Source organism: Nitrosopumilus piranensis (genome assembly GCF_000875775.1).
Classification (GTDB): domain Archaea; phylum Thermoproteota; class Nitrososphaeria; order Nitrososphaerales; family Nitrosopumilaceae; genus Nitrosopumilus; species Nitrosopumilus piranensis.
Window position 1 is genome coordinate 313,770 of sequence record NZ_CP010868.1, and the last position, 22,726, is coordinate 336,495.

General features: G+C 33.1%; 35 protein-coding genes and 1 riboswitch. Of the genes, 20 read left to right on the forward strand and 15 right to left on the reverse strand.

The window, feature by feature from the left end; genetic code table 11:
- Nucleotides 1–18: 18 nt before the first annotated feature.
- The 3 genes from NPIRD3C_RS01735 to NPIRD3C_RS01745 all read left to right on the forward strand — a co-directional run bounded on the left by NPIRD3C_RS01735 (nt 19) and on the right by NPIRD3C_RS01745 (nt 3,378).
- The gene (locus NPIRD3C_RS01735; RefSeq protein ID WP_192827858.1) at nt 19–1,392 is read left to right on the forward strand and encodes a PEFG-CTERM sorting domain-containing protein; all 1,374 of its coding nucleotides are present in this window, start codon (nt 19–21) and stop codon (nt 1,390–1,392) included.
- Nucleotides 1,393–1,467: 75 nt separating this feature from the next.
- Nucleotides 1,468–2,775, forward strand: a complete 1,308-nt coding sequence (locus tag NPIRD3C_RS01740) for a Cdc6/Cdc18 family protein (protein WP_148702562.1) — start codon at nt 1,468–1,470, stop codon at nt 2,773–2,775.
- Between the two features lie 132 nt (nt 2,776–2,907).
- A riboswitch (Fluoride riboswitch) is annotated at nt 2,908–2,978 on the forward strand.
- Entirely contained in the window at nt 2,965–3,378 is a 414-nt protein-coding gene (locus NPIRD3C_RS01745; protein ID WP_237087692.1) for a fluoride efflux transporter FluC, read from the forward strand. Its footprint overlaps the riboswitch before it by 14 nt.
- Nucleotides 3,379–3,587: 209 nt before the next feature.
- Here the strand turns inward: NPIRD3C_RS01745 and NPIRD3C_RS01750 are convergent, their stop codons facing one another.
- On the reverse strand, nt 3,588–4,010 hold the full coding sequence (locus NPIRD3C_RS01750; protein ID WP_148702563.1) for an arsenate reductase ArsC: 423 nt from the start codon (nt 4,008–4,010) through the stop codon (nt 3,588–3,590).
- Nucleotides 4,011–4,015: 5 nt separating this feature from the next.
- On the reverse strand, nt 4,016–4,774 hold the full coding sequence (arsM, locus tag NPIRD3C_RS01755; RefSeq protein WP_148702564.1) for an arsenite methyltransferase: 759 nt from the start codon (nt 4,772–4,774) through the stop codon (nt 4,016–4,018).
- A 63-nt stretch (nt 4,775–4,837) separates the two neighbouring features.
- Between arsM and NPIRD3C_RS01760 the strand changes: the two genes are divergently transcribed.
- Nucleotides 4,838–5,215: a winged helix-turn-helix transcriptional regulator gene (locus NPIRD3C_RS01760; protein ID WP_148702565.1), complete on the forward strand. Its 378-nt coding sequence runs from the start codon at nt 4,838–4,840 to the stop codon at nt 5,213–5,215.
- Nucleotides 5,216–5,246: 31 nt separating this feature from the next.
- Here the strand turns inward: NPIRD3C_RS01760 and NPIRD3C_RS01765 are convergent, their stop codons facing one another.
- Nucleotides 5,247–5,576 carry an ArsR/SmtB family transcription factor gene (locus NPIRD3C_RS01765; RefSeq protein ID WP_012215755.1) on the reverse strand — a complete coding sequence of 110 codons (330 nt, stop codon included), beginning with the start codon at nt 5,574–5,576 and terminating at the stop codon, nt 5,247–5,249.
- A gap of 58 nt (nt 5,577–5,634) precedes the next feature.
- Between NPIRD3C_RS01765 and NPIRD3C_RS10820 the strand changes: the two genes are divergently transcribed.
- The 3 genes from NPIRD3C_RS10820 to NPIRD3C_RS01775 all read left to right on the forward strand — a co-directional run bounded on the left by NPIRD3C_RS10820 (nt 5,635) and on the right by NPIRD3C_RS01775 (nt 7,696).
- Entirely contained in the window at nt 5,635–5,826 is a 192-nt protein-coding gene (locus NPIRD3C_RS10820; protein WP_237087693.1) for a hypothetical protein, read from the forward strand.
- A 23-nt stretch (nt 5,827–5,849) separates the two neighbouring features.
- On the forward strand, nt 5,850–6,254 hold the full coding sequence (locus tag NPIRD3C_RS01770) for a cation efflux transmembrane domain-containing protein (RefSeq protein ID WP_483414206.1): 405 nt from the start codon (nt 5,850–5,852) through the stop codon (nt 6,252–6,254).
- Nucleotides 6,255–6,346: 92 nt separating this feature from the next.
- Nucleotides 6,347–7,696: a hypothetical protein gene (locus NPIRD3C_RS01775; protein ID WP_148702566.1), complete on the forward strand. Its 1,350-nt coding sequence runs from the start codon at nt 6,347–6,349 to the stop codon at nt 7,694–7,696.
- 7 nt (nt 7,697–7,703) lie between these two features.
- Here the strand turns inward: NPIRD3C_RS01775 and NPIRD3C_RS01780 are convergent, their stop codons facing one another.
- The 4 genes from NPIRD3C_RS01780 to NPIRD3C_RS01795 form a co-directional block, all read right to left on the reverse strand.
- Nucleotides 7,704–8,033, reverse strand: coding sequence for a YnfA family protein (locus tag NPIRD3C_RS01780; protein ID WP_148702567.1), 330 nt, complete (start codon nt 8,031–8,033; stop codon nt 7,704–7,706).
- Nucleotides 8,021–8,386, reverse strand: coding sequence for a YnfA family protein (locus NPIRD3C_RS01785; RefSeq protein WP_148702568.1), 366 nt, complete (start codon nt 8,384–8,386; stop codon nt 8,021–8,023). The genes NPIRD3C_RS01780 and NPIRD3C_RS01785 overlap by 13 nt, the downstream gene beginning before the upstream one ends.
- A 188-nt stretch (nt 8,387–8,574) precedes the next feature.
- On the reverse strand, nt 8,575–8,856 hold the full coding sequence (locus NPIRD3C_RS01790; RefSeq protein ID WP_148702569.1) for a hypothetical protein: 282 nt from the start codon (nt 8,854–8,856) through the stop codon (nt 8,575–8,577).
- A gap of 19 nt (nt 8,857–8,875) precedes the next feature.
- Nucleotides 8,876–9,160, reverse strand: a complete 285-nt coding sequence (locus NPIRD3C_RS01795) for a hypothetical protein (RefSeq protein ID WP_148702570.1) — start codon at nt 9,158–9,160, stop codon at nt 8,876–8,878.
- A 72-nt stretch (nt 9,161–9,232) separates the two neighbouring features.
- Here NPIRD3C_RS01795 and NPIRD3C_RS01800 point away from each other — a divergent pair, with 72 nt between their 5' ends.
- The 9 genes from NPIRD3C_RS01800 (at nt 9,233) to NPIRD3C_RS01840 (ending at nt 16,176) form a co-directional block, all read left to right on the forward strand.
- The gene (locus tag NPIRD3C_RS01800) at nt 9,233–9,634 is read left to right on the forward strand and encodes a hypothetical protein (protein ID WP_148702571.1); all 402 of its coding nucleotides are present in this window, start codon (nt 9,233–9,235) and stop codon (nt 9,632–9,634) included.
- Entirely contained in the window at nt 9,612–10,142 is a 531-nt protein-coding gene (locus NPIRD3C_RS01805) for a hypothetical protein (protein WP_148702572.1), read from the forward strand. The genes NPIRD3C_RS01800 and NPIRD3C_RS01805 overlap by 23 nt, the downstream gene beginning before the upstream one ends.
- 355 nt (nt 10,143–10,497) lie before the next feature.
- Nucleotides 10,498–11,379: a DMT family transporter gene (locus NPIRD3C_RS01810; RefSeq protein ID WP_148702573.1), complete on the forward strand. Its 882-nt coding sequence runs from the start codon at nt 10,498–10,500 to the stop codon at nt 11,377–11,379.
- Between the two features lie 195 nt (nt 11,380–11,574).
- Nucleotides 11,575–12,270: a DsbA family protein gene (locus tag NPIRD3C_RS01815; protein WP_237087694.1), complete on the forward strand. Its 696-nt coding sequence runs from the start codon at nt 11,575–11,577 to the stop codon at nt 12,268–12,270.
- 289 nt (nt 12,271–12,559) lie between these two features.
- Complete coding sequence (locus NPIRD3C_RS01820; protein ID WP_148702575.1) at nt 12,560–13,228, forward strand: hypothetical protein; 669 nt, start codon at nt 12,560–12,562, stop codon at nt 13,226–13,228.
- A 78-nt stretch (nt 13,229–13,306) separates the two neighbouring features.
- The gene (locus tag NPIRD3C_RS01825) at nt 13,307–14,101 is read left to right on the forward strand and encodes a DsbA family protein (protein ID WP_148702576.1); all 795 of its coding nucleotides are present in this window, start codon (nt 13,307–13,309) and stop codon (nt 14,099–14,101) included.
- Nucleotides 14,102–14,105: 4 nt separating this feature from the next.
- Nucleotides 14,106–14,450: a multicopper oxidase domain-containing protein gene (locus tag NPIRD3C_RS01830; RefSeq protein WP_148702577.1), complete on the forward strand. Its 345-nt coding sequence runs from the start codon at nt 14,106–14,108 to the stop codon at nt 14,448–14,450.
- Between the two features lie 88 nt (nt 14,451–14,538).
- Nucleotides 14,539–14,982, forward strand: a complete 444-nt coding sequence (locus tag NPIRD3C_RS01835) for an AsnC family transcriptional regulator (protein WP_148702578.1) — start codon at nt 14,539–14,541, stop codon at nt 14,980–14,982.
- A gap of 69 nt (nt 14,983–15,051) precedes the next feature.
- A complete protein-coding gene (locus NPIRD3C_RS01840; protein WP_148702579.1) occupies nt 15,052–16,176 on the forward strand; it encodes a S1C family serine protease in 1,125 nt (374 codons plus the stop codon).
- Here the strand turns inward: NPIRD3C_RS01840 and NPIRD3C_RS01845 are convergent, their stop codons facing one another.
- The 5 genes from NPIRD3C_RS01845 to NPIRD3C_RS01865 form a co-directional block, all read right to left on the reverse strand.
- A complete protein-coding gene (locus tag NPIRD3C_RS01845; RefSeq protein ID WP_148702580.1) occupies nt 16,177–16,404 on the reverse strand; it encodes a glutaredoxin family protein in 228 nt (75 codons plus the stop codon).
- Nucleotides 16,394–16,534 carry a YHS domain-containing protein gene (locus NPIRD3C_RS01850; RefSeq protein WP_148702581.1) on the reverse strand — a complete coding sequence of 47 codons (141 nt, stop codon included), beginning with the start codon at nt 16,532–16,534 and terminating at the stop codon, nt 16,394–16,396. Before NPIRD3C_RS01850 ends, NPIRD3C_RS01845 begins: the two co-directional genes overlap by 11 nt.
- Nucleotides 16,531–17,529, reverse strand: coding sequence for a cytochrome c biogenesis CcdA family protein (locus NPIRD3C_RS01855; RefSeq protein ID WP_148702582.1), 999 nt, complete (start codon nt 17,527–17,529; stop codon nt 16,531–16,533). The genes NPIRD3C_RS01850 and NPIRD3C_RS01855 overlap by 4 nt, the downstream gene beginning before the upstream one ends.
- Nucleotides 17,530–17,616: 87 nt before the next feature.
- Nucleotides 17,617–18,282, reverse strand: coding sequence for a DsbA family protein (locus NPIRD3C_RS01860; RefSeq protein ID WP_237087695.1), 666 nt, complete (start codon nt 18,280–18,282; stop codon nt 17,617–17,619).
- A 90-nt stretch (nt 18,283–18,372) separates the two neighbouring features.
- Entirely contained in the window at nt 18,373–18,834 is a 462-nt protein-coding gene (locus NPIRD3C_RS01865; RefSeq protein WP_148702583.1) for a cupredoxin domain-containing protein, read from the reverse strand.
- Between the two features lie 288 nt (nt 18,835–19,122).
- Between NPIRD3C_RS01865 and NPIRD3C_RS01870 the strand changes: the two genes are divergently transcribed.
- Nucleotides 19,123–19,743: a hypothetical protein gene (locus tag NPIRD3C_RS01870; RefSeq protein ID WP_148702584.1), complete on the forward strand. Its 621-nt coding sequence runs from the start codon at nt 19,123–19,125 to the stop codon at nt 19,741–19,743.
- A gap of 36 nt (nt 19,744–19,779) precedes the next feature.
- Nucleotides 19,780–20,433, forward strand: a complete 654-nt coding sequence (locus NPIRD3C_RS01875) for a DsbA family protein (RefSeq protein WP_148702585.1) — start codon at nt 19,780–19,782, stop codon at nt 20,431–20,433.
- On the opposite strand, the gene NPIRD3C_RS01880 is transcribed toward NPIRD3C_RS01875, so the two are convergent.
- Nucleotides 20,430–20,651 (reverse strand): hypothetical protein, encoded by a 222-nt coding sequence (locus tag NPIRD3C_RS01880; protein ID WP_148702586.1) that lies wholly within the window; start codon nt 20,649–20,651, stop codon nt 20,430–20,432. The two genes, NPIRD3C_RS01875 and NPIRD3C_RS01880, sit on opposite strands and share 4 nt — an antisense overlap.
- A gap of 91 nt (nt 20,652–20,742) precedes the next feature.
- On the opposite strand from NPIRD3C_RS01880, the gene NPIRD3C_RS01885 reads away from it, so the two are divergent.
- Nucleotides 20,743–20,946, forward strand: a complete 204-nt coding sequence (locus NPIRD3C_RS01885) for a hypothetical protein (RefSeq protein WP_148702587.1) — start codon at nt 20,743–20,745, stop codon at nt 20,944–20,946.
- 102 nt (nt 20,947–21,048) lie between these two features.
- A complete protein-coding gene (locus NPIRD3C_RS01890) occupies nt 21,049–21,747 on the forward strand; it encodes a ferric reductase-like transmembrane domain-containing protein (protein ID WP_148702588.1) in 699 nt (232 codons plus the stop codon).
- Nucleotides 21,748–21,754: 7 nt separating this feature from the next.
- Here the strand turns inward: NPIRD3C_RS01890 and NPIRD3C_RS01895 are convergent, their stop codons facing one another.
- Both NPIRD3C_RS01895 and NPIRD3C_RS01900 read right to left on the reverse strand, forming a co-directional pair.
- The gene (locus tag NPIRD3C_RS01895; RefSeq protein WP_148702589.1) at nt 21,755–21,961 is read right to left on the reverse strand and encodes a hypothetical protein; all 207 of its coding nucleotides are present in this window, start codon (nt 21,959–21,961) and stop codon (nt 21,755–21,757) included.
- A gap of 309 nt (nt 21,962–22,270) precedes the next feature.
- On the reverse strand, nt 22,271–22,579 hold the full coding sequence (locus NPIRD3C_RS01900) for a hypothetical protein (protein WP_148702590.1): 309 nt from the start codon (nt 22,577–22,579) through the stop codon (nt 22,271–22,273).
- Nucleotides 22,580–22,726: the final 147 nt, after the last annotated feature.

Sequence of the window (22,726 nt, forward strand, 5' to 3'; positions counted from 1 at the left end):
CCTTAGGTAGAATTTGATATGATGTCACTTACAAAATTCGCAATCTTAGCATTAGCAGCATGTTTGCTATTTCCAGCCAACAGTGTTTACGGACATGGGTTGGGAATTGATACCATATCTTCAGTAAATGTTGCTGGCAAAAACATCTCAATATCAGTAGAGATGCCAATGTATTTTGAAAATGAACAAGAACAAATCACAATTACTGCAACAGAAACTAAAACAGGTGACCCTGCAAAAAATGTCACATTTCTCATTGGATTATTCCATAGTAATGAAATGATTTTTAGAAATTACTTTTTTACAGAAAATGGTGTTTTACCAATTAAGATTGCATCACAACCAGAACTTGATGATTTTGTAATTAATGGAGAACAAGATTCACTTCTTGGAGCATATCATGGAACAGAATCATCTCCAATTGAAATCGTTGGTCCAATTTTTGATTCAGGTGGATTATACACTTTTGAAATTGAAGTTAGAACTATTGATGAGCCCACTAACATCATAGAAAACTCTGGTGTGCATCGCGCTGATTTGAGTATTATTGAGACTAGTTCTCATCCTCAAAAAGATGCTGAAGGAAATGATGTGGAGTTTCGTCTAAAATCATATTTTGATCAAATCTCAAATTTTGAGTATGATCCTGTGGCCAAACAAGTAACATTTGAGATGCCTTTTGACTGGAGTGAAAGTCACATGTCTCATGTTTCAGTTGTACATGAAGAGGTACATTTTCCAAAAGATTTTGTTGAATTTTTGGCTCCAAGCTATTCAGGATATGCAAATGGAATAGAGTTATTCAAATCTTCAGTATCTGTTGATGACTATACTGAAGATCATGAAAGAATAGTTCATTTTGTTTTGTTACAGGATCATCTGAGATTTTTAAAAAATGAAATGAGAAAATCTGATGAACCACTACCTGACAACATTGTATTTACTCTAGCTACTAGTGACAAACCCGCTTTTCCATTAGAGGCATACACAAAAAGTGAAGATTTCAAAGTTAATCTATCGTGGGATCCTGCAAATTTAGAACCAGGTGTTGATACTAATTTTGTTTTTACTATTAGAGATGGTAGAACAAATGATCCTCTTAGAAATTCTGATTACACATTTGTAATAATTCAAAGTGGAGAAGAGATTCATCGCGTATCAGGAACAGCACAAGTTGGTGGCGAATTTGAAAAATATACATTTGCAGAAGACCAAACAGGTCCTACAATAATTAAATTTGAAAACATAAGAAACACAGGTCAGGAAACTGAATTTGGTATGGTAGTTGCACCAGAATTTGGTACCATTGCAATTATGATTCTTGTAGTTGCGTTAATTGGAATAATTGGTGTCAGTCGAAAGTATGCGACATTTTCTTTCACAAGGGTCTAATTTCTCTTAAAACCGTTTCAATCTAGGCACAAAAATCTATCTAGTAATTATATATGAGTTTCTAGTGGAACTTTTGTGGACAAAAAAGAACTAGCAAAAATTGTAGGCGATGTACGTGCACAAAATTCCATATTCTCAGACAAGTCATTTCTTGACAATTTAGCTGTTCCAAACTCCATTATTGGAAGGGAATCTGAATCAAAGAAACTCGTTAAATTTTTACTATCTTACGAAAAGGGTCTAGTTGTTCCCCTTGTCTCCATTTATGGAAGAAGCGGTTCAGGAAAATCAACTATAGTACAATTTGTCTGCAAAAACTTGGATGTGGACTTTTGTTATGTTAATCTAAGAAAGGCAAAGACAGTTTTTGGATGCATAAATCTGATATTATCTGAACTGGGACATGAAAATCTCAAAAATGCTCAGGGAGTCAGTAATGCTTTTGTTATTCTTGAGAAATTAATTTTACAGACATTAGAAAAATCAAACAACTCTCTTTTTGTGTTGTGTCTTGATGAATTTGATACACTATTTTATGATAAACGAGGCAAGCCCTCAGACTTTGTTTACAAGCTTGTTGTACTTGTTGAAAAACTTCGCGCACTAAAAAAACACATGTGCATTGTAACAATATCAAACAAAGTGTTATCTGAATTTAATTTGGATGATCGAGTCATATCTAGAGTTGGAACTTCGGAGATTTACTTTGATTCTTATTCTCAAAGTGATGTGCTAAAGATAATTCGTAATAGGGCAAAAAAATCATTTTTAAAAAAAATAGATGATGATGTTTTGCAGCATTGTGCTTATATTAGCTCTGAAGAGCACGGTGATGCAAGACGTGCAATTGATCTTCTTAGGACTAGTGGCGAAATAGCTGGAATTGAAAACAAGAACATCTCAAAGAAGCATGTTGATGAAGCAGTTTCCCAACTACAAAAAAATCAGATAACTACCATAATCTCTGGTGGCTCGTATCATTTCAGGCTTGCATGTGCTGCACTATCCTGGCTCACATATGTCAACGATGAGGGATGGCATAGCACATCTGAACTATTCAAACAGTATCAAAAAATTATCTCATCTGATACTAGGCAGATATCTTACAGACGATTCTCCGAAATGCTAGTTGAATTGGTAAACTCTGGCATTGCAGTATCTAAAACGGAATCCAAGGGACGACATGGATATGGCAGCCAATTCAAGCTTTCAGTTGATCCTGACTTGATTGGAAACTCTTGTTTTCCTGACTGGTGGCCTAGTGTTGTAGAATCAAAAAAGAGAAAAGATGATGCACTTCGAAGTATGAAAGCACTCAAGTCACTTTCTTTTGGAAGACGCCGTTCCCGATTTGGTAATCTATATCGTAATCTTGGATTGTGAAATGTACAATCCTAAATTAGGAAAAAGATGTAAATGTTAAAGTATGAACTAAAAAAAATTTCTTTTTAGAAAATACATCTCAAATATGGACTTTAGTATATTTTAAATAAAACCATTCTTAACTATTTTTTAGTAAAACATGGCTATGACATTAGCCAAGGATTAAACCTGAACTGCTTCGTGCTAATAATGTCTACAGAACATTGGAAGTATGTAGACATGATAAAGATAATTGAACTAATATTTTTGGCAATTGGAGGAGCAGCAGGCGCAATATTACGTTTTAAGTTGATTGAATCTGAATTGATGTTTGGTTTTTTACCAATCAGTATCTTAGTTGCAAATATTGTGGGTTCATTTGTTTTAGGGGCATTTATGATAATTTCTAATCAATGGCATTTGGATAGTCGATATACATTTTTAGTTGCATTTGGTTTTTGTGGCTCCTTAACAACAATGTCTGCATTTGCTCTAGATTCTACTACTATGCTACAACAATCCCACATAGGATTTGCAATGATCAATATTTTGCTTAATGTAAGTCTGTCTCTAGGCTCAATCTTTGCTGGAAAAACCATCTTTTCCATGATTATTGAATCATAAATCAATTCAATGCATAACAAATTTCTAATATTTTTTTAATTTACATAAATTTAGATCATCATTGTGAATAATTGGTGGAACTTTGTGATGCTAACAAAGAGTAAGTTTTTTGAGTAAAATAACTGGTTGGTTTCTATGGATTTAGATCTTTTCTTCTTTATTGTTAAATATGAAATAATTTACTTTCAATTAAGTTGCAAATTTTGCTTTCACTCTAATTCTGAAACAAACTCTTTTACTTTTTGTTCAATTTGGTCACGAATCTCACGTACTTTCTCAATTGGTTTGTCTTTTGGATCCTCAATATTCCATTCTATCATTTTTGGAACCATTGATGTTGGACACATTCCTTTGTCCATACATCCCATGTTTACTGCTTTTTTGCTGGTTCTGATCATCTCTTCAGTTATTGCCTTTGCCTCATGCTTTGACATGTCAATTCCAACTTCGTTCATTGCCTGAATTGCAAGCGGATTGACATATCCTTTGGGCTCTGTACCTCCACTGACTGCCTCGTATTCTTTTGGGGCATATTTTCTAAAAAAGGCTTCAGCCATCTGGCTTCTGCCCGAATTTTCAACACATGCAAACATTATCCTTGTTTTAGGTTTTGATTTTCCAAATAAACCCATTTCTATCACTTTGTTGCCTTGATTACAAGACTAGTAATCTTTCTACCATTGATTTTTTCTCCTTCCATGTATGCTCTTTCTTCTAAGACTTGAATTTTTTCAAATCCTGCTTGTCTCATACATGAAAGATAGTTTTCTTTTGTCAGTGCACCATCAATGCATTCACACCATTGATCTGAATTAACTTCCCCTGAAGGTAACTCCACATCTGTGATTAAATCTGAAATCACCATTCTTCCATTGCTTCTTAAAATTCTAAAGACTTCTTTGAATGCATTTGTTTTGTTTGTTGTAAGATTGATTACGCAATTGCTAATTACTGCGTCAACTGAGTTGTGATCCAACGGAATTGACTCTTCAATGTCTCCTTTTTTAAATTCAACATTAGAGTAATTTCCCTTTAGTGCATTTTCTCTGGCTTTCTCAAGCATTTGGTCTGTCATGTCAATTCCTATTGCTTTTCCAGAGTCCAATACTTTTTTTGCAGCTAAAAATATATCAATTCCAGCTCCTGAACCCAAATCAACTACAATCTCACCTTCTTTTAGTTCTGCGTGATTAATTGGAGCACCACATCCAACACCTAAAATTGCTTCTTGTGGTATTGACTCGAGATCCTTTTGATCATAACCAATCAATTTTGTTGCGTCAACAAGAGAATCTCCAGTGGTACATTCTCCCGGCATACAACAACAGTCATCATTTCCAGACATTACTATCTTGGAATATCTTTTTTTGATATCTTCTTTAATTGAATTTTCCATGCTATGGTTTACTAGGTAAACTATTAAAGTTGTCAAGTTCAATCCAATACCGTTAGTGTAATTATGGAAACTAAAGGAAAAAAACTGCCAATAATCCAAAACAAATGTGAGTTTACAGGCTATGACGCAACAAAACTATTGAAAGAGACAGCAACCATCAGGGATCTTATTACAAAAAGGGCAACACTTGAGATTCTTTTTCCACTCTGTTGTACAACAGAACCAGTACGACACAAACAGTTCAAAGAATCACTCAAGGGAATTAGTAGCAAGACACTATCCACAAGGTTATCTGAACTTGTGTCTGAAGGAATATTGGAAAGAGAAACGTTTGCAGAAGTTCCACCACGTGTAGAATACAAACTAACCAAAAAAGGTCAAGAACTGATTGAATCAATTACTGATTTACTTGAATGGATGAAAAAATGGTCAAAGAAATGACTTATTTTGGAAAACAATAATTGATTTTAAATTATTTCTTGTAATTTACACAGGAATAGATTCCATCTGCAATATCAGACAATATGTCGTCTCCTTGCTTGAGAAGCTTGACAACTCGCTTGTCTCCTATACTGTAAAACCTATTTTTGCCGTCTTTTCTAATCTTCACAAGCCCACATTCTAGTAAACATGATAGATGATTTGACACGTTTGATTGGCTTTGCTTTACTTTTTGAGAAATATCTGTGACTGTTTTTTCTTCATCTATGATGGATTCTAGTATGGATAGTCTTGTCATATCTCCAAAACCTCGAAACAGTTTTGCTTTTAATTCAAGTTTGTCTGTCTCTTGTTTTAACATATTATTAATTAATGATATGTTATTATTTAACTCTAATTGAATTTGAGAGGTAAAGTTAATGCCAGACGATGATGATTTACCAAAAGATCTAGCACATATCACACCTGCATACAAACGCGCATTATGGGTTGTCGTTTTAATCAATGTATGTTACGGGATTGTTGAAATGATTGGAGGATTCTTGCAGATTCTCAAGCACTCAAAGCTGACGCACTTGATTTTCTTGGTGATGGCTCAATCACATTCTTAGGACTACTTGCAATAGGATGGGGTTTGAAATTACGTGCTCGCTCAGCTCTTCTACAGGGAATCTTTCTCGGTGCAATGGGAATAGCAGTACTTGGCTATACAATATATCGCACACAAGTTTTGCATGTTCCAGAAGCTGGAATGATGGGAGTCTTTGGCTTTGGTGCACTTTTGATAAACGTACTTGCAGTAATCATATTACTCCCACATAGAAAAGGTGACGCCAACGTACGTGCAGTATGGCTCTTTAGTCGCAACGACGCACTAGGTAACATTTTGGTAATAGTTGGTGCAGGTTTTGTATTTTTGACAGGAACATCATACCCAGACCTTATAGTAGCTGGAATAATTGCGAGTCTCTTTTTGCAATCCTCGTTCTCAATCATTAAGGACGCTAGAAATGATCTAAAACAATCTGAATCAACGTAATCTGAATACTGTCTAAATTTTATTCCATTATATGAGAATCATCTATGAAAAACGATGTGTACTTTAAATTTAATAAAAACACTCAAAAAAATATGAAAAGTGCATTATTCTCTGTAATCTTAATTTTTGCTGTTGCTACAATTACCTTATCCTTACTTTCTGAACAAGTCATGGCTCAAACCATGATGACTCCTAGACAACAGATGATGATGGGAACAAATCCAAACCAAATCGTATGTGTTGATGGTAAGGTTCTCATGATAAAAAACATGGGAATGCCTGCATGTGTTAATCCTAATAGCTATCTGAGATTGGCAGATAGAGGCTGGGGTAATTGGGATATGAACATGATGACAAACGACCCACAACAAATGCAACGTGTAATGAATAGCATGCTAAGTAATCAACAAACTGGAAAACTTTGGTATGATACTATGGCAAATGATCCTCAACATTTGCAGACAATGACTGATCAAATGAAAACAACTATGATGAACAATCCTCAGATGATGAGTCCTATGATGAACACAATGATGGATAATCCAGAACTTCGTCAACAAATGATGGATATGATGGCACAACATCAACCAATGATGCAGACAATGCGAGGAAACAGTACAATGATGGATATGATGATGGGCGGTTCTATGAATCATGGAATGATGGGAATGATGAATGATCCAGAACTAAGACAACAGATGATAGATATGATGATGAACAATCCTCAGATGATGCAAGACATGATGAACAATGGAATGATGATGAATATGATGAATGGTAAAATGATGAACAGTAATTGGACTATGAATAATCCACAAATGATGAACAATAACATGATGGGAAACAACATGATGAACAATAACATGATGGGAAACAACATGATGAACAATAACATGATGGGAAACAACATGATGAACAATAACATGATGGGAAACAACATGATGAACAATAACATGATGGGCGGTTCTATGATGGGCAACATGATGGGAATGAATCATGGAATGATGTCAAATATGAATAACATGAGTGCTATGGGAACTGCAATGAATGATCCTGAACTAAGACAACAGATGATGTATGACATAATGAATCATCCACAAATGATGTATGATATGATGAACAATAATCAAATGATGAACATGATGAATATGGAAACTATGATGAACAGTAATTGGACTATGAATAATCCACAAATGATGAACAATATGATGAATCAAATGATGAATGATCCTCAAATAATGCAGAATATGCATGATATGATGTTAAACAATCCTTGGCACATGCAAGGAATGATGGGCAACATGATGAGTCCAATGATGAATGCCATGATGGATGATCCTAAATTACGTCAACAGATGATGGACAACATGATGATGCACCCTCAGATGATGCAGAACATGATGAACAATCAACAATTTATGCAGACTCTAAATACGCCTTAGAAATAATTCATCTAGGAAAATAAAACATTACAGCAACTCCAATCAAAACTATTACTGAACCTACTATCTCTGGTTTGTCTGGTTTTTTCTTGTCAATCCAAAATCCCCAAATTATTGAGGATACCACAAAGATTCCTCCATACGTTGCATACACTTTACCAAAATCTGCTGGTTGTAGAGTCATAACAATTCCATAAGAAAACAGAATCAACCCTCCAATCAAACCCAAAATTTTTCCCTTATGATCATGCAACCACTTCCATACAAGATACCCCCCACCAATCTCTAGCAGTGCAGCAAAAAAGAAAATGCCGATAGTTGATGTTACTTCGACCAAACCTTCTCTCCTTTTCTTGGATAGTAGAAAATTATCAAGACTCCAATTATTGCAATTATTGTTCCAATAATGTCATAGTTATCAGGAACCACTCCATCAATTAACCATCCCCAAAATACTGACATTACAATAAAGACTCCCCCATAAGCTGCATAGACTCTATGAAAGTGAGTTTTCTGAAATGTTGGAACTATTCCATACAAAAATAACACAAATCCTCCGACTGCCCCTAACACAAAACCAAAGTCTTCACGTAGCCAAAGCCAAACTAGGTACCCACCACCAATCTCACAAAGCCCAGCTAGAAAGAATAACAAAATTGAAGTGAAAAAATTCTTTGGTTGTTCATTCATTTAGTATCAAAATGGAATAAAGATTCTATATTATAACTAATTAAGATAAGTTAGTTGGAATCAAAGAAAAAGCAGTTTTGTGGTTATTGTCCTGAAGACAAGTGTTTGTTAGATTGTAAAATATGTAATCCAAAGTTTGGTAAAGGATACAAGTGTGATTGTTAAATTCAAGACCTTATGGATTCAGATTAATAGTTATTTTTTTCAGGACTGATTTTTGTACGTTTTGCTTGATAAAATATTGCTATTCCTAATGCGATCAACACTATTGCAGTGAGTGGAAATTTTGTATCTCCTGGAAAAGTCAAGTATGTTACTGCAAATCCTATGGATGTAAATCCTTGAACCATTAATTTGATCCATTTTGGAATTTTGAATAATCTGCTAATCACCTCTATTGTAAATAATGCAATTACTGGATAGATTGTAAATAACAGAAAATCAATGACATCTACTCCTGTATGTGACAATTCAATCACTCATTCTAGATCATGTTGTTGGGTTCATCAGTGCTCGTCTTTCTTTGATTTTTGCATCATAAGTTCCGATAATAAATTCTCCTGGTTCTGCATCACATGGTCCAATATTTACAGAAAAACCATCAGATGATTCAGCAATGCAACCATCGGGAGTATTTGCAATCATTTTGACTCTTTCAGTCACTTCATCAGGTGCAACATACCAATTAAGATAAGCAAAAAGACCTCCTGCAATTACTATGATTGTAATTGTTATCTGAATAGTTGTTTTGTTATTTTTTGTAAGATTTGACAATGATTATTTTCCCCAAATCATCCATAATACCTATGTGATTGTTTGATAGTTATACCAATATTTTTTATTATTATGAATACAAATCAGATTATGCAGCAAATACATCTTGACAATAAAGGAAAATTCAAGATTCTTACAATAATTACAGGCATTTTAGTTGTAATAAGTGTCCCATTATTTTTACCTCATATTGAACATGGTCATGGCATTCACACTTTGATTCATGTGTCTGGAATAATTCTTGGAACGTTTCTTTCTGTTGTTGGGGCAATAACATATCTAGAATACAAAACTCCTAGATTATTACTAGTGTTCTTAGCTTTTTTGGCAATAACAATAGGTGAGATATTGTCTGCTACAAACATGTTGTTTGTTTTCTGGCCTTCGTATTCTAGTATAGATTCTATGATTACCCATGGACTAATTCTAATGATGTTGACCTTCTTTTCATTTGGAATCTTTAGGAGAGATTAACATGTTACGTGGAGTAAAAAAGAAACAAGCTATTCTAAGAGTGATTGAATCGAATCCAGGTACGGGATTTGTAGATATTCATAAACTAACTGGATTTGGTCACGGTGTTGTTAGTCATCACTTGAGTGTATTAGAAAAAGAAGGCTCTATTAGAATAAATCGTGAAAAACGAAATATCTGGGTATTTCAGTCATCATTAGATCCTAACAATGATAGAATCATAATTGCATTAAGAAAAGAAACATGCAAAAACATTCTTGCATTCCTCTTAGATGTACATTCTGCAAATTTTGTACAAATACATAACACAATTAAAAAAAGCCCTGGAACCACTTCTGTCACTCTAAAAAAATTAGTTGAACTTGATGTAATCAAAATTATTCATGGATTCCCAAAAAAATATACTCTAAAAGATGAAATAAAAACCCGAAAATTATTTGATGCACTGATTGTGTCTTACACTGATGAACTCAAGGATAGATTTGCAGATACCTTCTCTTATCTCTAGTTTTGAATTGGTATAATCATCAAACAAAAATTAGTATAACTATCAAACAATAATACCCATTCATTAGTATCGAATTTCATTTTATTTATCAGATGAAATCTGAGAATCATTTTGATTATTGTAATGAAATATTATTGAATATACAAAAATTCCCAAAATCTGCCAAAGAAATATCTGCTGAAACCAAAATCCCAATAACTACTGTTTACAAAATGATACGTCTTCTTGAAAGCCATGAATTGATTATGGCTTCGGGTATACTTCATAGATACGGAAAACGTCGTCTTTTTCAGTGTAATGGGGATTTCAAGTCTGCACATATCAAACTTCATAGAATTTTTCAAATTGAATTTGCTTGAATCTTTCAATAATTAGCCAAGCAAAGTTTGGGTATGTTTCAGCAGTATTGGCTGCTTTGTTGTTTGGTTCAGTATCTGCTGTTGCAAAACCATCACTAGTTACAATCCATCCAATACTTCTTGCATCACTTGTCTATTTGTTAGCATCCCTAGTTGCAACTCCTCTAATTTCAAAAAAGTCTTCATCAATTTCTTTTAAAGACAAATGGTTGTTGTTATCTATTGCACTTTCAGGTGCAGTAATTGGGCCAATATTATTTTTCATGGGGTTAGAAGAATCAAGTGCTTCTGATTCTGCATTGCTGCTTAATGGAGAAATAATTTTTTCAGTATTTCTTGCAATCTTGCTGTTTAGAGAAAAGATTTCAACAATTGGCTATCTTGCAGTTGCAATAGTGATTACAGGAGTAATCATAGTAACTACAGATTTGGAACTTTCTTATTCTGTATTTGACATTCAAAATCAAGGAAATCTTTTCATTCTTGGATCAACATTGTTTTGGGCTTTAGATAATAATCTGAGTAAAATTCTAAGTACAAGATTAGATGTTGCAAGAATTGTTCAATTAAAATCATTGATTGGAGGCTCTATTCTTTTGTTTTTTGTTTTTTTGTTACCAATTCCAATTAATGTAGAGTTAGAACATGTTCCAAACATTCTGCTCTTAGGGATTGCAGGTTTTGGTGCATCCATCTTTCTTTTCTTACACAGCTTAAAGAGAATTGGAACGGTAAAAACAATAATGATTTTTTCTACTTCTTCAGGTTTTGGTTTAATCTTTGCAGCAATATTTTTGCAAGAAGAGATTAGTTATTATCAAATAGTTGCAATGGGAATAATCTTATCAGGAATTTACCTTTTATACAAAAAACAATAATTTCAGCCTATTTGCTACCATTTGGGGTTTAAAATGTTAGCAAAGAACAAAAATAAAACTGGTTTGATAGTGAGCATTAATTATATTATTTTACAAATGTAAAATTCTGTAGTTATTTACCACTCAATTAATATTTAATATGTGCTAGCAAAAAATTTTGTAAAAAATAACTTCCTCCTTATTATCACATCAATAATGCTGATTGTATTTTTTCTAGAATATTTGGTTGGTGTAGAAGTTGGACAAGATAATATTAGAAAACAAGAGCTAGAAACTTTAGAACAAAGTCTAGATGATCTAAAAACTCCTGAAATTAGTCTCTTCTTTCAGATCTTAAAAGATGATGATCCTGTGTTAGGTGATCTTGATGCTTCTATATCCATTATTGAATTCTCAAACTTTCAATGCAAGTTTTGTCTTAGATTTTATTCTGATACCCTGCCATTACTAAAAACACAGTATATTGACACAGGAAAGGTAAATCTAGTCTATCGTGACTTTCCACTACCGCAAATTTATGCAAATTCAATGCCTGCAGCACTAGCTTCGGAATGTGCTAATGAACAGGGTAAATTTTGGGAATATCATGATATGTTATTTGAAGATCAAAACTCCTGGAGACAAAATGATCCTGGTTTAGCTATTTCTACCTTCAAGCAGTTTGCAACAACACTTAATCTTGATCAAGAAAAATTTGACTCCTGCTTGGATTTAGGTAAATATTCTGATGAGATAAATTCTGATGTTGATGATGGTCTTGACTATGTTGTCTCAGGAACCCCTACATTTTTTATTGGTAATGAAAAAATAGGATATTCCTCACTATTTGGAACCCAATCATTTTCAGATTTTCAAACTATAATTGATGAAAAATTATCCGATGACATGTAAGATAATTCCTTAGACATGTTCTATTTGCAATTAAATTTGATTGATTTATTCTATGTAAATGGAGTATCAATGACGCCTCTTGCAACTAGAATCATTAGTATTACAGGTATTCCCACTCCCACCAAAATTCCTGCAAAAACAAGATGATCTTTATCCATATTGTATAGAAATATCTTTTATCAGTTATTACTTTACATATTTACAATTGTAAAATTTTGAAATAAATTTAACAAAATTTTTACTTTTTAAATTTCGCTAAGTACATTAAACTAATTTTAACATTATAATTATGAAACTAATTTGGATAATCTTTCCATTAATTTTACTTCTAACAATTCCAACTGAAAAATCATTTGCAGAAGATTCCTCCAATCATGAAAAATGCATCAATACAAATAACACAAAAAATATAATATGTGATGAAACATTTAGGATCCAATCTGTAAATCTTTTTAGTGTTGTTGACAGCTCTGTTGGGATTTTTGAGGATCCTATTACCAAATTAACAATTGTGGATTTGGGAACATTTTATGGATTGGGGGGAAATGGAACAATTCCTGATGAAATCAAAGTGTATAGAGATAATGTTCTATGGAAGACAACTACTAAAGAAACAGGTATTGCCCCTTCTACTTCTCACAGTGAATGGCAACTTCCACAGACGTTCTTTTTTAATGAACTTCCAGGTAAGTACAAAATTGTTTTACTTACAAACAATATTGAAACACTAGTCTTTGAATTTTTAGTAATGCAAATTACTAGTGAATCACAAAAAAACAACGACTTGTTTAACTTGCCTCCTCTAAAACAAGTAAAAGATTATGCTATTGATCCTGGTCTTGTAAAATGTAACTTTGGATTGGATTTAATTTTCAAAAAAATTAATGGCTTACCTGCTTGTGTTTTTCCTAAAACTGTTGAAAAATTAATTGAACGCGGATGGGCAACTGTCATCTAAAAGAAATTTCCCTAACTCTAAAATTTCTTTACATTTGTAAAGACCTGATATTATATTTCTTGAGAAATTATCTGTTGTGTGGAAGATTTTGAATTCATTGAGGATAAAAAACTAGATAAACAAATTTCTGTAAACAAATCAACATTTAATCGACTCATTATTACAATTATCACAGTAGCTATTGTTTCTGCATTTTTAGGAGGTTATGTGATTGGTGGGGAAACTGCAGAACCAAAAGAAGTCATTGTAAGAGAAACTATTCAGAATCAAGCAATACAAACATCTCCACAACAAATTGGACCACAAATTATTAGAAATATCTCGCTTGATGATGACCCTATGAAAGGAAATCCTGATGCACCAATTACTATAATTGAATTCTCTGATTTTCAATGTCCGTTTTGTGCAAAATTTCATGAGACAACACTTCCTCAGCTAGAACAAAACTATATCCAAACAGGCAAGGTAAATTTTGTTTACAGGGATTTCCCAATTCAAGGAATTCATCCTAATGCTGCTCCTGCAGCACTAGCCTCTGAATGTGCAGATGATCAAGGAAGATTTTGGGAGATGCATGATATGATATTTGAAGGCCAACAAGTTTGGAAGGATCTACCAATTTCTCAGTCAGTTGCACTATACAAGCAATATGCTTTAGAACTTGGCCTTGACTCTAGTGAATTTGACTCATGTCTGGAATCGGGCAAACACATTGAAGAAATTCAAAATGATCTCAACGACGGTCGTATGTATGGTGTTTCTGGAACCCCTGGATTTTTTGTGGGAAACACAGATATTGGTTTCACTCCAATTACTGGAGCTCAACCATACTCTACATTTCAGAGAGTAATTGACAGTCAGTTAAACAGGTAATAAAATGAAATTTCTAAATTCTCTTGGAGGAAAAATTATTCTTGGCATAGCTTTTTTGTTTGTTTTATCTTTTTCAATAAACTATGCTTTTCCAACGCAAGACATTCAAACTCAAACATTGGTAACTAATGTAAAAAATATTCAAACTACGGGAGATATAATCGATCCAATAAACTATGGCAATTTGTTTAATTATAATCCTGCAGTAACTCAAAATGAACACTCCTCGTTTACTGACGTGGTAACTATGTCTCAGGGTGATCGAGGAATAATTGAATTTGAGTACGACAATCCTGGAAAATACCTATTTCATGCCCATAAAACAGAATTATCAGAAAAGGGTGGGTAGGCTCATTCGTGGTCAATGATTATTGTTTCTTATGATTTTACAATTGTAAAGTTGGGTTCATAAATATGCAAAGTCTGTATCATATTTCATGCCTCATGAATTAGATGATGTTGATATTGGAATAGTGCAATCTCTTCAAGAAGATGGACGCAAGTCATTTAGACAAATAGCCAGAGAGCTTGATATCAGTACCCCCACAGTTCAAGCAAGATATCAAAGACTGGTAAATATTGGACTGATAAAATCAATTTCACCAATTATTGATTCATCAAATCTTGATCGTGAACATAAAGATAAAATTGAAACATGCGGTTGTCATTCTAATGGCTCTCATGATGTCTCTTTAGAATCTGGAATGTCTGTAAAACTAAAATGTGATTTATGTGAAGGTCCAGTTGGAGATAAACCACATGTTTACAAATTTGCAAACTTTGAGAGATTTTTTTGTTGCAATACATGTAAAACTCAATACAAAGAAAAAAACAAAGGACGAATTCAATCTATTATAGAAAAAACAAGAGAAGAAAATTAATTTTACAATTGTAAGATACTATTGTTATTTATCTCATAATTTATCTTCTACTTGTATTAGGTGTATTTTTTGCTCAGAAATAATTCAAAAGTTTTGCTTGGAGGAGTAGTTTTTAGTGTTGTTTTGTTGTTAGGAGTGTCTGTTGCGTTTCTGTCCCCTGTTTTGGCACAAAACAATTCCTACTCCTCTGAGAACCTTCAGAATGATTTTGAATCCGCAAAAAACTTTTCACTTGTTGAAATTTTTGAACGTTCAGAATTTGGTGTAGTTAGCATTGCCGTTGCAAAAACATCCCCTCATGGTGATTCTAATGGTGTTGGTTCTGGATTTGTTTTTGACAAGGAAGGCCATATCATTACAAACAATCATGTAGTAAGAGATGCTAAAAAAATTGATATAACTTTTACTGATGGAACTTCATATAGAGCAAAAGTTGTAGGTACTGATCCATATGCTGATATTGCAGTACTCAAAATTAATGTGAATTCTGAAAAACTTTATCCTTTACCAATAGGGAATTCCTCAAAACTCAAAGTTGGAGAACCGATAACAGCCATTGGTAATCCGTTTGGATTATCAGGCTCTATGACCTCAGGTATTGTTAGTCAATTAGGAAGATTGCTTCCATCAGGGGTTGGATTTTCGATTCCTGACGTAATTCAAACAGATACTGCAATCAATCCTGGAAACTCTGGAGGACCATTGCTTAACATGATGGGAGAAGTAGTTGGAGTGAACACTGCAATTTACTCAAGTGATGGCAGTTTTTCAGGGGTTGGATTTTCGATTCCCTCAAATGTGATTTTAAAAATTGTTCCTGTTTTGATCAAAGATGGTGAGTTCCATCATCCTTGGGTTGGAATTTCTAGTGCGAACATCACACCTGATCTTGCAGAATTGTTGAATCTTAAAGATGCAAAAGGTGTTCAAATAATGACTGTTGTAAAAGATAGCCCTGCTAACAAAGCAGGTCTTAAAGGCTCATCTGAAACTGCAGTGTATGATGAGGTTGAGTATACTGTAGGTGGAGATATCATTTTGTCAGTTGATGGTAAGGAAGTAAGAAAAATTGATGATATTTTGACTCATCTACAACGTGAAAAAAATGTTGGTGATACATTGAATCTGGGAATTCTTAGGGATGGTAAAGCAATTAATGTTATCTTAACTCTTGAGCCAAGACCTGAATCATAATTATAAGATTTTTTCAAGCAGTTCGTGCTTTTTTGGAATTCCTGTGAATTCTAATTTGTCATCAATAACTATTCCAGGTGCGGTAAATATTGGGTATTTTTCCAAGTATTCTGGTTTTTCTGTTACGTCTATTATTTGATAAGAGACATTCATGTCGTCTAACATTGCTTCTACCACTTTGCAATTTCCACAAGATGGTGTTGTTAGAATTTCTATCTTATGATTCATTTTCAAATTGCTCTGGATTACTTTCAAATGCCCATTTACAGCTGGCACAACAGAAACGATAATCTTTTCCATTATAAGACAACACTTCACCTTTTTCTCCAACTTCCATTCCGCATACAGGATCTTTCATGCATTCATCCCCCTGATTTTTCTAATTGAACGTATAAACAATGGACTCAATATCAGCACTGCTAACAAAGCAGTGTAAAATGTTTTGAAATCTGTTCCTTCATCATGTCTATGATCGTGCATATGTTCATCCATCTCAAATTCTGATGGGATTGGAGTCATCTCTATGAATTGGTTCCACCCTTGATGGATAAATGTCTCTTCATACCATTCATGTCCTTCTGGCAACCCATTGATTATCAAAAATGCTCCAATTATTATTAACAACCATCCAGATGCCCGTTCAATTGATTCTCTTTTTAGAGTAAGACTCTTTGTTGCATTGATTCCAATTACTGCAAGAACTGACATCAAAATTAATGGAATTGCTCTTCCTACTCCGTGAACTACTCCTAATGAGGCTCCCACTTCAATACTTCCTGTTCCTGCAATATAGATGAGGAGCCAATAAAATAGCGGATTGGGACATCCAACTCCTGCATTTCCTAGTAACAACCCCATGAAAAATGATTTTGTATACTCTCCTCTGTTTTGGATGAACTTTGGTGTTCCTGAATATGATGGAAGTTTTAATGAAATAATTTTTAATTGTGATAATCCAAAAATAAATGCAGCAATTCCAGCAATTAAAAACATTATGGTTGATGCTTGATCTAGAGACGCACTTTGTCCTACTGCTGCAATTGCAATTCCATAAGATGCTATTGTAATAGTTAACCCTAAACCAAAAAGCAATGCCATTGACAATCCTTTCTTGTATCCCTGTCCCATGCTTAATGGAACTATGATGAATACTAGTGGTAATGTACATGGCAAAACAATCATAGACAGTCCAGCAACATATGCAATTATAATCCATGAGAGATATGTTGTGTGCTCTTTTCCGTCAATCGTAAAATTTGTTCCAAGTGAAAAAATTATCCCAAGAAAAATTAATGAAAATAATCCAAATGAAATTATGACCATTGATTTTTTTGCAATTACTACCGAAGACATGCGATTCTACACTTAATTTTGATACTTAACAAGTAGGCTTTACAAATGTAAGATAGTTTTTTCTTACCGTCATTAGAATTCTTTCTGTTATATCATTGACTCAATTATTTTCTCAAACACTGGATATGGTTGTGGCCCAACTATTTTTTCCTGTTCTCCATTTGGTCCTATGATGAAAAATGTAGGTGTGCCTGTAACCCCGTTTCTTTGTGCCTCGTTTGTGTTGAATTGGACTCTTTTTGAGTATTTTTCAGAATCAAGACAACTCACAAACATCTCCATATTTAGTCCAAGATTGTTTGCATATCCTTTCAAACTATCTGAATTGGCCCATCCATTATCAATTGATAGTTGATTTGAATACAAAAATCCATGATAGTCCCAATATCTGCCTTGATCTTCGGCACAATAAGTTGCAATTGATGCAGGACCTGAATCTTTTCCCAAGAATGCTATGTCTACAAATACTAAGTTGACTTTGCCTGTATCTATGTAGTTAGTCACAATGTCTGGTTTTGTATTTAGAAACCATTTCTTACAGTTTGAACACTGGTAATCTCCAAATTCTATTATCGTAATGGGCGCATCAGATGTTCCCAACATTGGAGAACCTAATGATGTGTCAACAGTACCAATCTTTCTATTTATGTCTAGATTAATTGATTCTGAATCAATTGATATTTGAGAAAAAATTATTCCTAATGATATTACTCCTGCAGTCATCACTATCAAAGAAAAATATTTTGTTTTCAATTGACTACTCCTGATTTTGAAATTCTATAAAACAATATTTTTTACAAATAACTGACATACTTAATCCCTATACTTTACAAATGACAGTTTTTAGAATCGACTCTTCTCTACAGAAATTTTTCCTGTCATCCAAGGATGTGGTTGACAATGATAAGGGACTTCTTGCTCTTCTGTAAATAAGAACTCATATGTGTCACCAGGTTTTAGAACTCCCACAGATCCAAATTCACCACTATATCCATCAGTCTGTCTATGATCAGGAGTCACAGTATGTGCAGTGTCATCATTATTTTTCCAAATTACTTTGTTGTTTATTGTAAGTAATGCTGTTGCCTTATTTGGAACATAGTTTTCATTTCCTTCTATTACTGCTCCAGGAACAATTTCAATAACTAATTCTTTTTCAGGGTTCAGTATGTGTTCAGAAACAGATGGTTTTGCTAATGATTCAGGAAGATAAAATGAAGTGTAAAAAACTACTGTGGCTGACATGCCGACAATTAATGCAATTAATCCAATTCCATAAGCATGACTAGATGTTGGAGTGCTCAATGTTTGAATTGTTGAAAATAGATATTTAATGAATATACTTTACAAATGTAAGATTATGAAATACATTTTTTGCCTTACAAGTGTAAGCTATATTTGTTAAGTATCTACTTTGTTTATAGAATTCGTGCTTGTAGTTTGTTTCCGATCCAACACTATAGAGCAATATTTTGAAGGGGATAGGCCTCTCTAAATCTCCTTCAAAATAATTTTTTTCACTTATTGTAGTTTTAGTACTTTACAATTGTAAAGTGCTCTTTTTTAATACACAACATCCTGATTAAATGTAGGATGGCTAGCCAAACTTTGTGGATAGGAATTACTGTTGGAGTATTTTTTGTAGGATTACTTATAGGATTTACTGCATTTACAGGTTCGATGACTTTTGATAATATGTCAATGCAGAATCAAATGATGAATGATAATCAAGCCATGAATCAATGGATAAACTCTATGACAAATGATCCACAAATGCAGCAACAGATAATGAATATGATGATGCAAAATCCACAACAGATGCAACAAATGATTATGGATACAATGGATGATTCTGATCAAATGACAATGATGGAAGATATGATGGATGATATGATGCAAAGAATGAAAACTGATCCTGAATTAGAAAAAGCAATGATGAAACATATGGCAAACATGAAAGCATCTAGAGATGCTATGATGGGAACGAATATGATGATGAATCAAGAAATGATGATACAATTGATGGACGATTCTGAAACTAGGGAAACAATGATTCAGATGATGTCAAAACATGTATCTGACATACAAGAATTATTGTCTTCTGATTTGACTGATGATGAATTTAATATGAAAATGACTGAACTAATGCACAAACATGTATCGGAAATGCAAGATTTTATGTCACATCAAACAACGATGCAATCTATGAACTAGCGTTATGAAAAAAATAAAAAAATCTGTATTATTATAATGTCAATTGTAATTATAGTTTTAATAGCCGCCTCCTTCTCTTTACAGAATTTTGACTCTGTCACCACTTTAGAAAATACACCTGACATTATTCTAACAAATGTTGATTATTTTGAAAGAATTCCTTCAGATTTACCAATAGTTGGAATCTCTGATGCTCCTGTAACAATTTTTGCATTTAATGATTATCAATGCCTATCTTGTAAATTTTGGTATGAAAAAGAATATCCCAAAATCTCAGAAAATCTCATCAAAACAAACAAAGCTAATATGGTATTTTTAGATGCACCTACATTTGGAAATGACTCAATTTTAATCTCCCAAGCTACATTTTGTGCAGATGAACAAGGGAAATACTCCGAATATCAAAAAACATTATTTTCAAAACAACAAGAGATTGATAGCTGGGCAAAATTACAACAACTAAAGGATTTTGCAATGGATTTGAATTTGAATATGGAAAAGTTTGCAAACTGTCTGGATTCAGGAAAATATGAAAAAGATGTACAAGCTAATATTGATTACACGACTAGTATGGGTGTTGAAAAAATTCCCTTGTTTAAAATCATCAATTTTGAAGGCAAAGAATTTGTACTAAAGGGTAGCATTCCAAGTACTTTGTTTGAAGAAACTGTCAATAGATTTCAAAATTAATACCAAACACAATTTCTCTTTATTTGGATCTCTTTTCTAGCCTTGTTTCCTCTTGGTGTGACTCTTAGTTTAACACTGCAACAAGGACATCTTGTACCTGCATATGACAAGAATTCTGAACAGACTGGACATCTCTTTTGTCCCTTTACATACCTGTGCTTCCCTTCGTAACCTTTAGCTTTGAATCTTACACATATGCCTTTACATATTGTTGCCATCTTGATGTTGTGTGATTTTGTTGATACTTAACTTGTTGATATTACAATTGTAAAGTGACTTAAATTAATACAACTTGTTCTAGCTGTAATCATGAAACTCAATAAAAAAACACAAATGTATATTTTACTTGCAGTAATCTGGTTTGTCATTTCATTACCATTGCCTTGGATAATTAACAATCCTCTGGTTTCAGAGTCGTCATTTTTTACTATCTTGGGAATTATTGGAATAATGTCTATTCCATTTGTAATGTTAGGTGTGGCATGGAGCATAAAGCCTGAGCTTACTAGTTGATTAATTTACAATTGTAAACTAATATTATTAAGTATGTATTTGCATTTTTTCTAGTATGAGAATTTCAAACATTGTTTGAAATGTATGTTGAGTTGATTCAAAATGAATAAATTAAAAATTAAAAATAATATTGTAACTAGACATTTACTTGTATTTTCAATTGCACTATCGTTAACTTTTGTTTTTTGGTTGGCTCATTTTGAATGGGAAGATGAAATGCGATTATGGAGGGCATTTGGTGATTCTGGATATACTTTGCTGTTTGTAACTTTGATTATTGGACCATTAAGTAAACTGTGGGGGCGTTCAACCTTTTTGCTTACATGGAGACGAGAGTTTGGAATTTGGTTTGCTGTAATGGCAGTCACTCATGGAATTCTGATTGCAAATGGATGGGCAAATTGGGATGTTGCCAAATTTTTTGGGTACGAATTTATTCCTCAATTGGGAAGAATGGTTAGGTTGGAGCCTGGATTTGGGCTTGCAAATACTCTGGGATTTGTAGCATTCTTATGGATTACAATTTTGGCCATAACTTCTTCTGATAGAGCAATGAAGTGGTTGGGGGCATCTCCTTGGAAGTGGATTCACACTGGCTCTCACATTGTTTTCTATCTTGTAGCCATTCATACTTCATATTTTCTTTTTATTCATTATACAGAATCCTTTCACAAAACAGTACCTCCAGAAAGTACTTTCATAGTTCCATTTATTATGATGAGTGTGATGGTTCTCACCTTGCAAATATTGTCTTACATCAAAGTAGTAAGATCAAAAAACAAACGCATTGCTCAAAAGTAAAACATTCTTAAATTCTTTGGATTCTAAGATGCTTTTCTTTTAGTTTTGAATATCTAGATGAAACTCTAATTCTCATGTTGCAGCAGGGGCAAAACAATCCATCCCAATTCATAAACACCCCACAAATATTGCATCTCTTTTGTCCTGCTTCGTATCTACTTGTGCTTTTAGGTTTTTTTGCTTTGTATCTTTGGCATACTCCATTACAACTCATGAAAGTAATCTCATTTTCAATAATTGAAATACCTTTTGAAAATTATTGTCAATATTTTACAATTGTAAAACTATACAATTATCTATCATAAATTTTTAACATGAAGTTCGTTTGAAATTACAATCTAACAGTAAATTTTCTTTATTGATAATAATTGGTGGAATAATATCTTATTTTTTACTTGTAAATATTATAAAATAATCTCTTTATATTTAATACAAGTTTACAAATCTAAATAGGATTAATACGGTTAATGAAATTAATTTTTTGTATTAATTTAATATTCTTCATAATGAAAAATTTTGAAACTTAGTGTTGCAAGTTTTCTTCCCTATATTCTTTATTTACTGATATGTGGTGATCTGCAAATACTGTTACAGATTCCATTTTGTTGTCATTTGGAGGTGTAAGAATTATTCTATTCCTAACATCAAGTGTACCAAGTTCCATTTTTTTGCCTTCCCCAAAATCTATTTTGATATCTGTCAGTGGTTTTGAACCTGTATTTTGTATTAGCACCTGTCCTATGGTACTATTTTTTTGATTATCAATTATTGCTTCAACATGAAGATCATACTCTTGTAGACCCACAAACATTTTTGCCATGGGAAATCCCATTATCCCACCAATTACAACTACGATTAATATGCCAAAAACAATCATGATGTTGTATATTTTCAAAATCATCAAAAGTTGTTATGACAATGATATTAACTATTAACATTAGAATCTTAATTACAAAATTTTACATCTAAAAATTAGTTT

Coding starts and splice junctions, on each gene's coding strand:
- NPIRD3C_RS01735 (WP_192827858.1), top strand. CDS start 19: ATGATGTCACTTACAAAATTCGCAATCTTAGCATTAGCAGCATGTTTG.
- NPIRD3C_RS01745 (WP_237087692.1), top strand. CDS start 2,965: ATGTCTACAGAACATTGGAAGTATGTAGACATGATAAAGATAATTGAA.
- NPIRD3C_RS01750 (WP_148702563.1), bottom strand. CDS start 4,010: ATGGGTTTATTTGGAAAATCAAAACCTAAAACAAGGATAATGTTTGCA.
- arsM (WP_148702564.1), bottom strand. CDS start 4,774: ATGGAAAATTCAATTAAAGAAGATATCAAAAAAAGATATTCCAAGATA.
- NPIRD3C_RS01760 (WP_148702565.1), top strand. CDS start 4,838: ATGGAAACTAAAGGAAAAAAACTGCCAATAATCCAAAACAAATGTGAG.
- NPIRD3C_RS01765 (WP_012215755.1), bottom strand. CDS start 5,576: ATGTTAAAACAAGAGACAGACAAACTTGAATTAAAAGCAAAACTGTTT.
- NPIRD3C_RS10820 (WP_237087693.1), top strand. CDS start 5,635: ATGCCAGACGATGATGATTTACCAAAAGATCTAGCACATATCACACCT.
- NPIRD3C_RS01775 (WP_148702566.1), top strand. CDS start 6,347: ATGAAAAGTGCATTATTCTCTGTAATCTTAATTTTTGCTGTTGCTACA.
- NPIRD3C_RS01785 (WP_148702568.1), bottom strand. CDS start 8,386: ATGAATGAACAACCAAAGAATTTTTTCACTTCAATTTTGTTATTCTTT.
- NPIRD3C_RS01800 (WP_148702571.1), top strand. CDS start 9,233: ATGAATACAAATCAGATTATGCAGCAAATACATCTTGACAATAAAGGA.
- NPIRD3C_RS01815 (WP_237087694.1), top strand. CDS start 11,575: ATGCTGATTGTATTTTTTCTAGAATATTTGGTTGGTGTAGAAGTTGGA.
- NPIRD3C_RS01820 (WP_148702575.1), top strand. CDS start 12,560: ATGAAACTAATTTGGATAATCTTTCCATTAATTTTACTTCTAACAATT.
- NPIRD3C_RS01830 (WP_148702577.1), top strand. CDS start 14,106: ATGAAATTTCTAAATTCTCTTGGAGGAAAAATTATTCTTGGCATAGCT.
- NPIRD3C_RS01835 (WP_148702578.1), top strand. CDS start 14,539: ATGCCTCATGAATTAGATGATGTTGATATTGGAATAGTGCAATCTCTT.
- NPIRD3C_RS01845 (WP_148702580.1), bottom strand. CDS start 16,404: ATGAATCATAAGATAGAAATTCTAACAACACCATCTTGTGGAAATTGC.
- NPIRD3C_RS01850 (WP_148702581.1), bottom strand. CDS start 16,534: ATGAAAGATCCTGTATGCGGAATGGAAGTTGGAGAAAAAGGTGAAGTG.
- NPIRD3C_RS01855 (WP_148702582.1), bottom strand. CDS start 17,529: ATGTCTTCGGTAGTAATTGCAAAAAAATCAATGGTCATAATTTCATTT.
- NPIRD3C_RS01870 (WP_148702584.1), top strand. CDS start 19,123: ATGGCTAGCCAAACTTTGTGGATAGGAATTACTGTTGGAGTATTTTTT.
- NPIRD3C_RS01875 (WP_148702585.1), top strand. CDS start 19,780: ATGTCAATTGTAATTATAGTTTTAATAGCCGCCTCCTTCTCTTTACAG.
- NPIRD3C_RS01880 (WP_148702586.1), bottom strand. CDS start 20,651: ATGGCAACAATATGTAAAGGCATATGTGTAAGATTCAAAGCTAAAGGT.
- NPIRD3C_RS01885 (WP_148702587.1), top strand. CDS start 20,743: ATGAAACTCAATAAAAAAACACAAATGTATATTTTACTTGCAGTAATC.
- NPIRD3C_RS01890 (WP_148702588.1), top strand. CDS start 21,049: ATGAATAAATTAAAAATTAAAAATAATATTGTAACTAGACATTTACTT.
- NPIRD3C_RS01895 (WP_148702589.1), bottom strand. CDS start 21,961: ATGAGTTGTAATGGAGTATGCCAAAGATACAAAGCAAAAAAACCTAAA.
- NPIRD3C_RS01900 (WP_148702590.1), bottom strand. CDS start 22,579: ATGGGATTTCCCATGGCAAAAATGTTTGTGGGTCTACAAGAGTATGAT.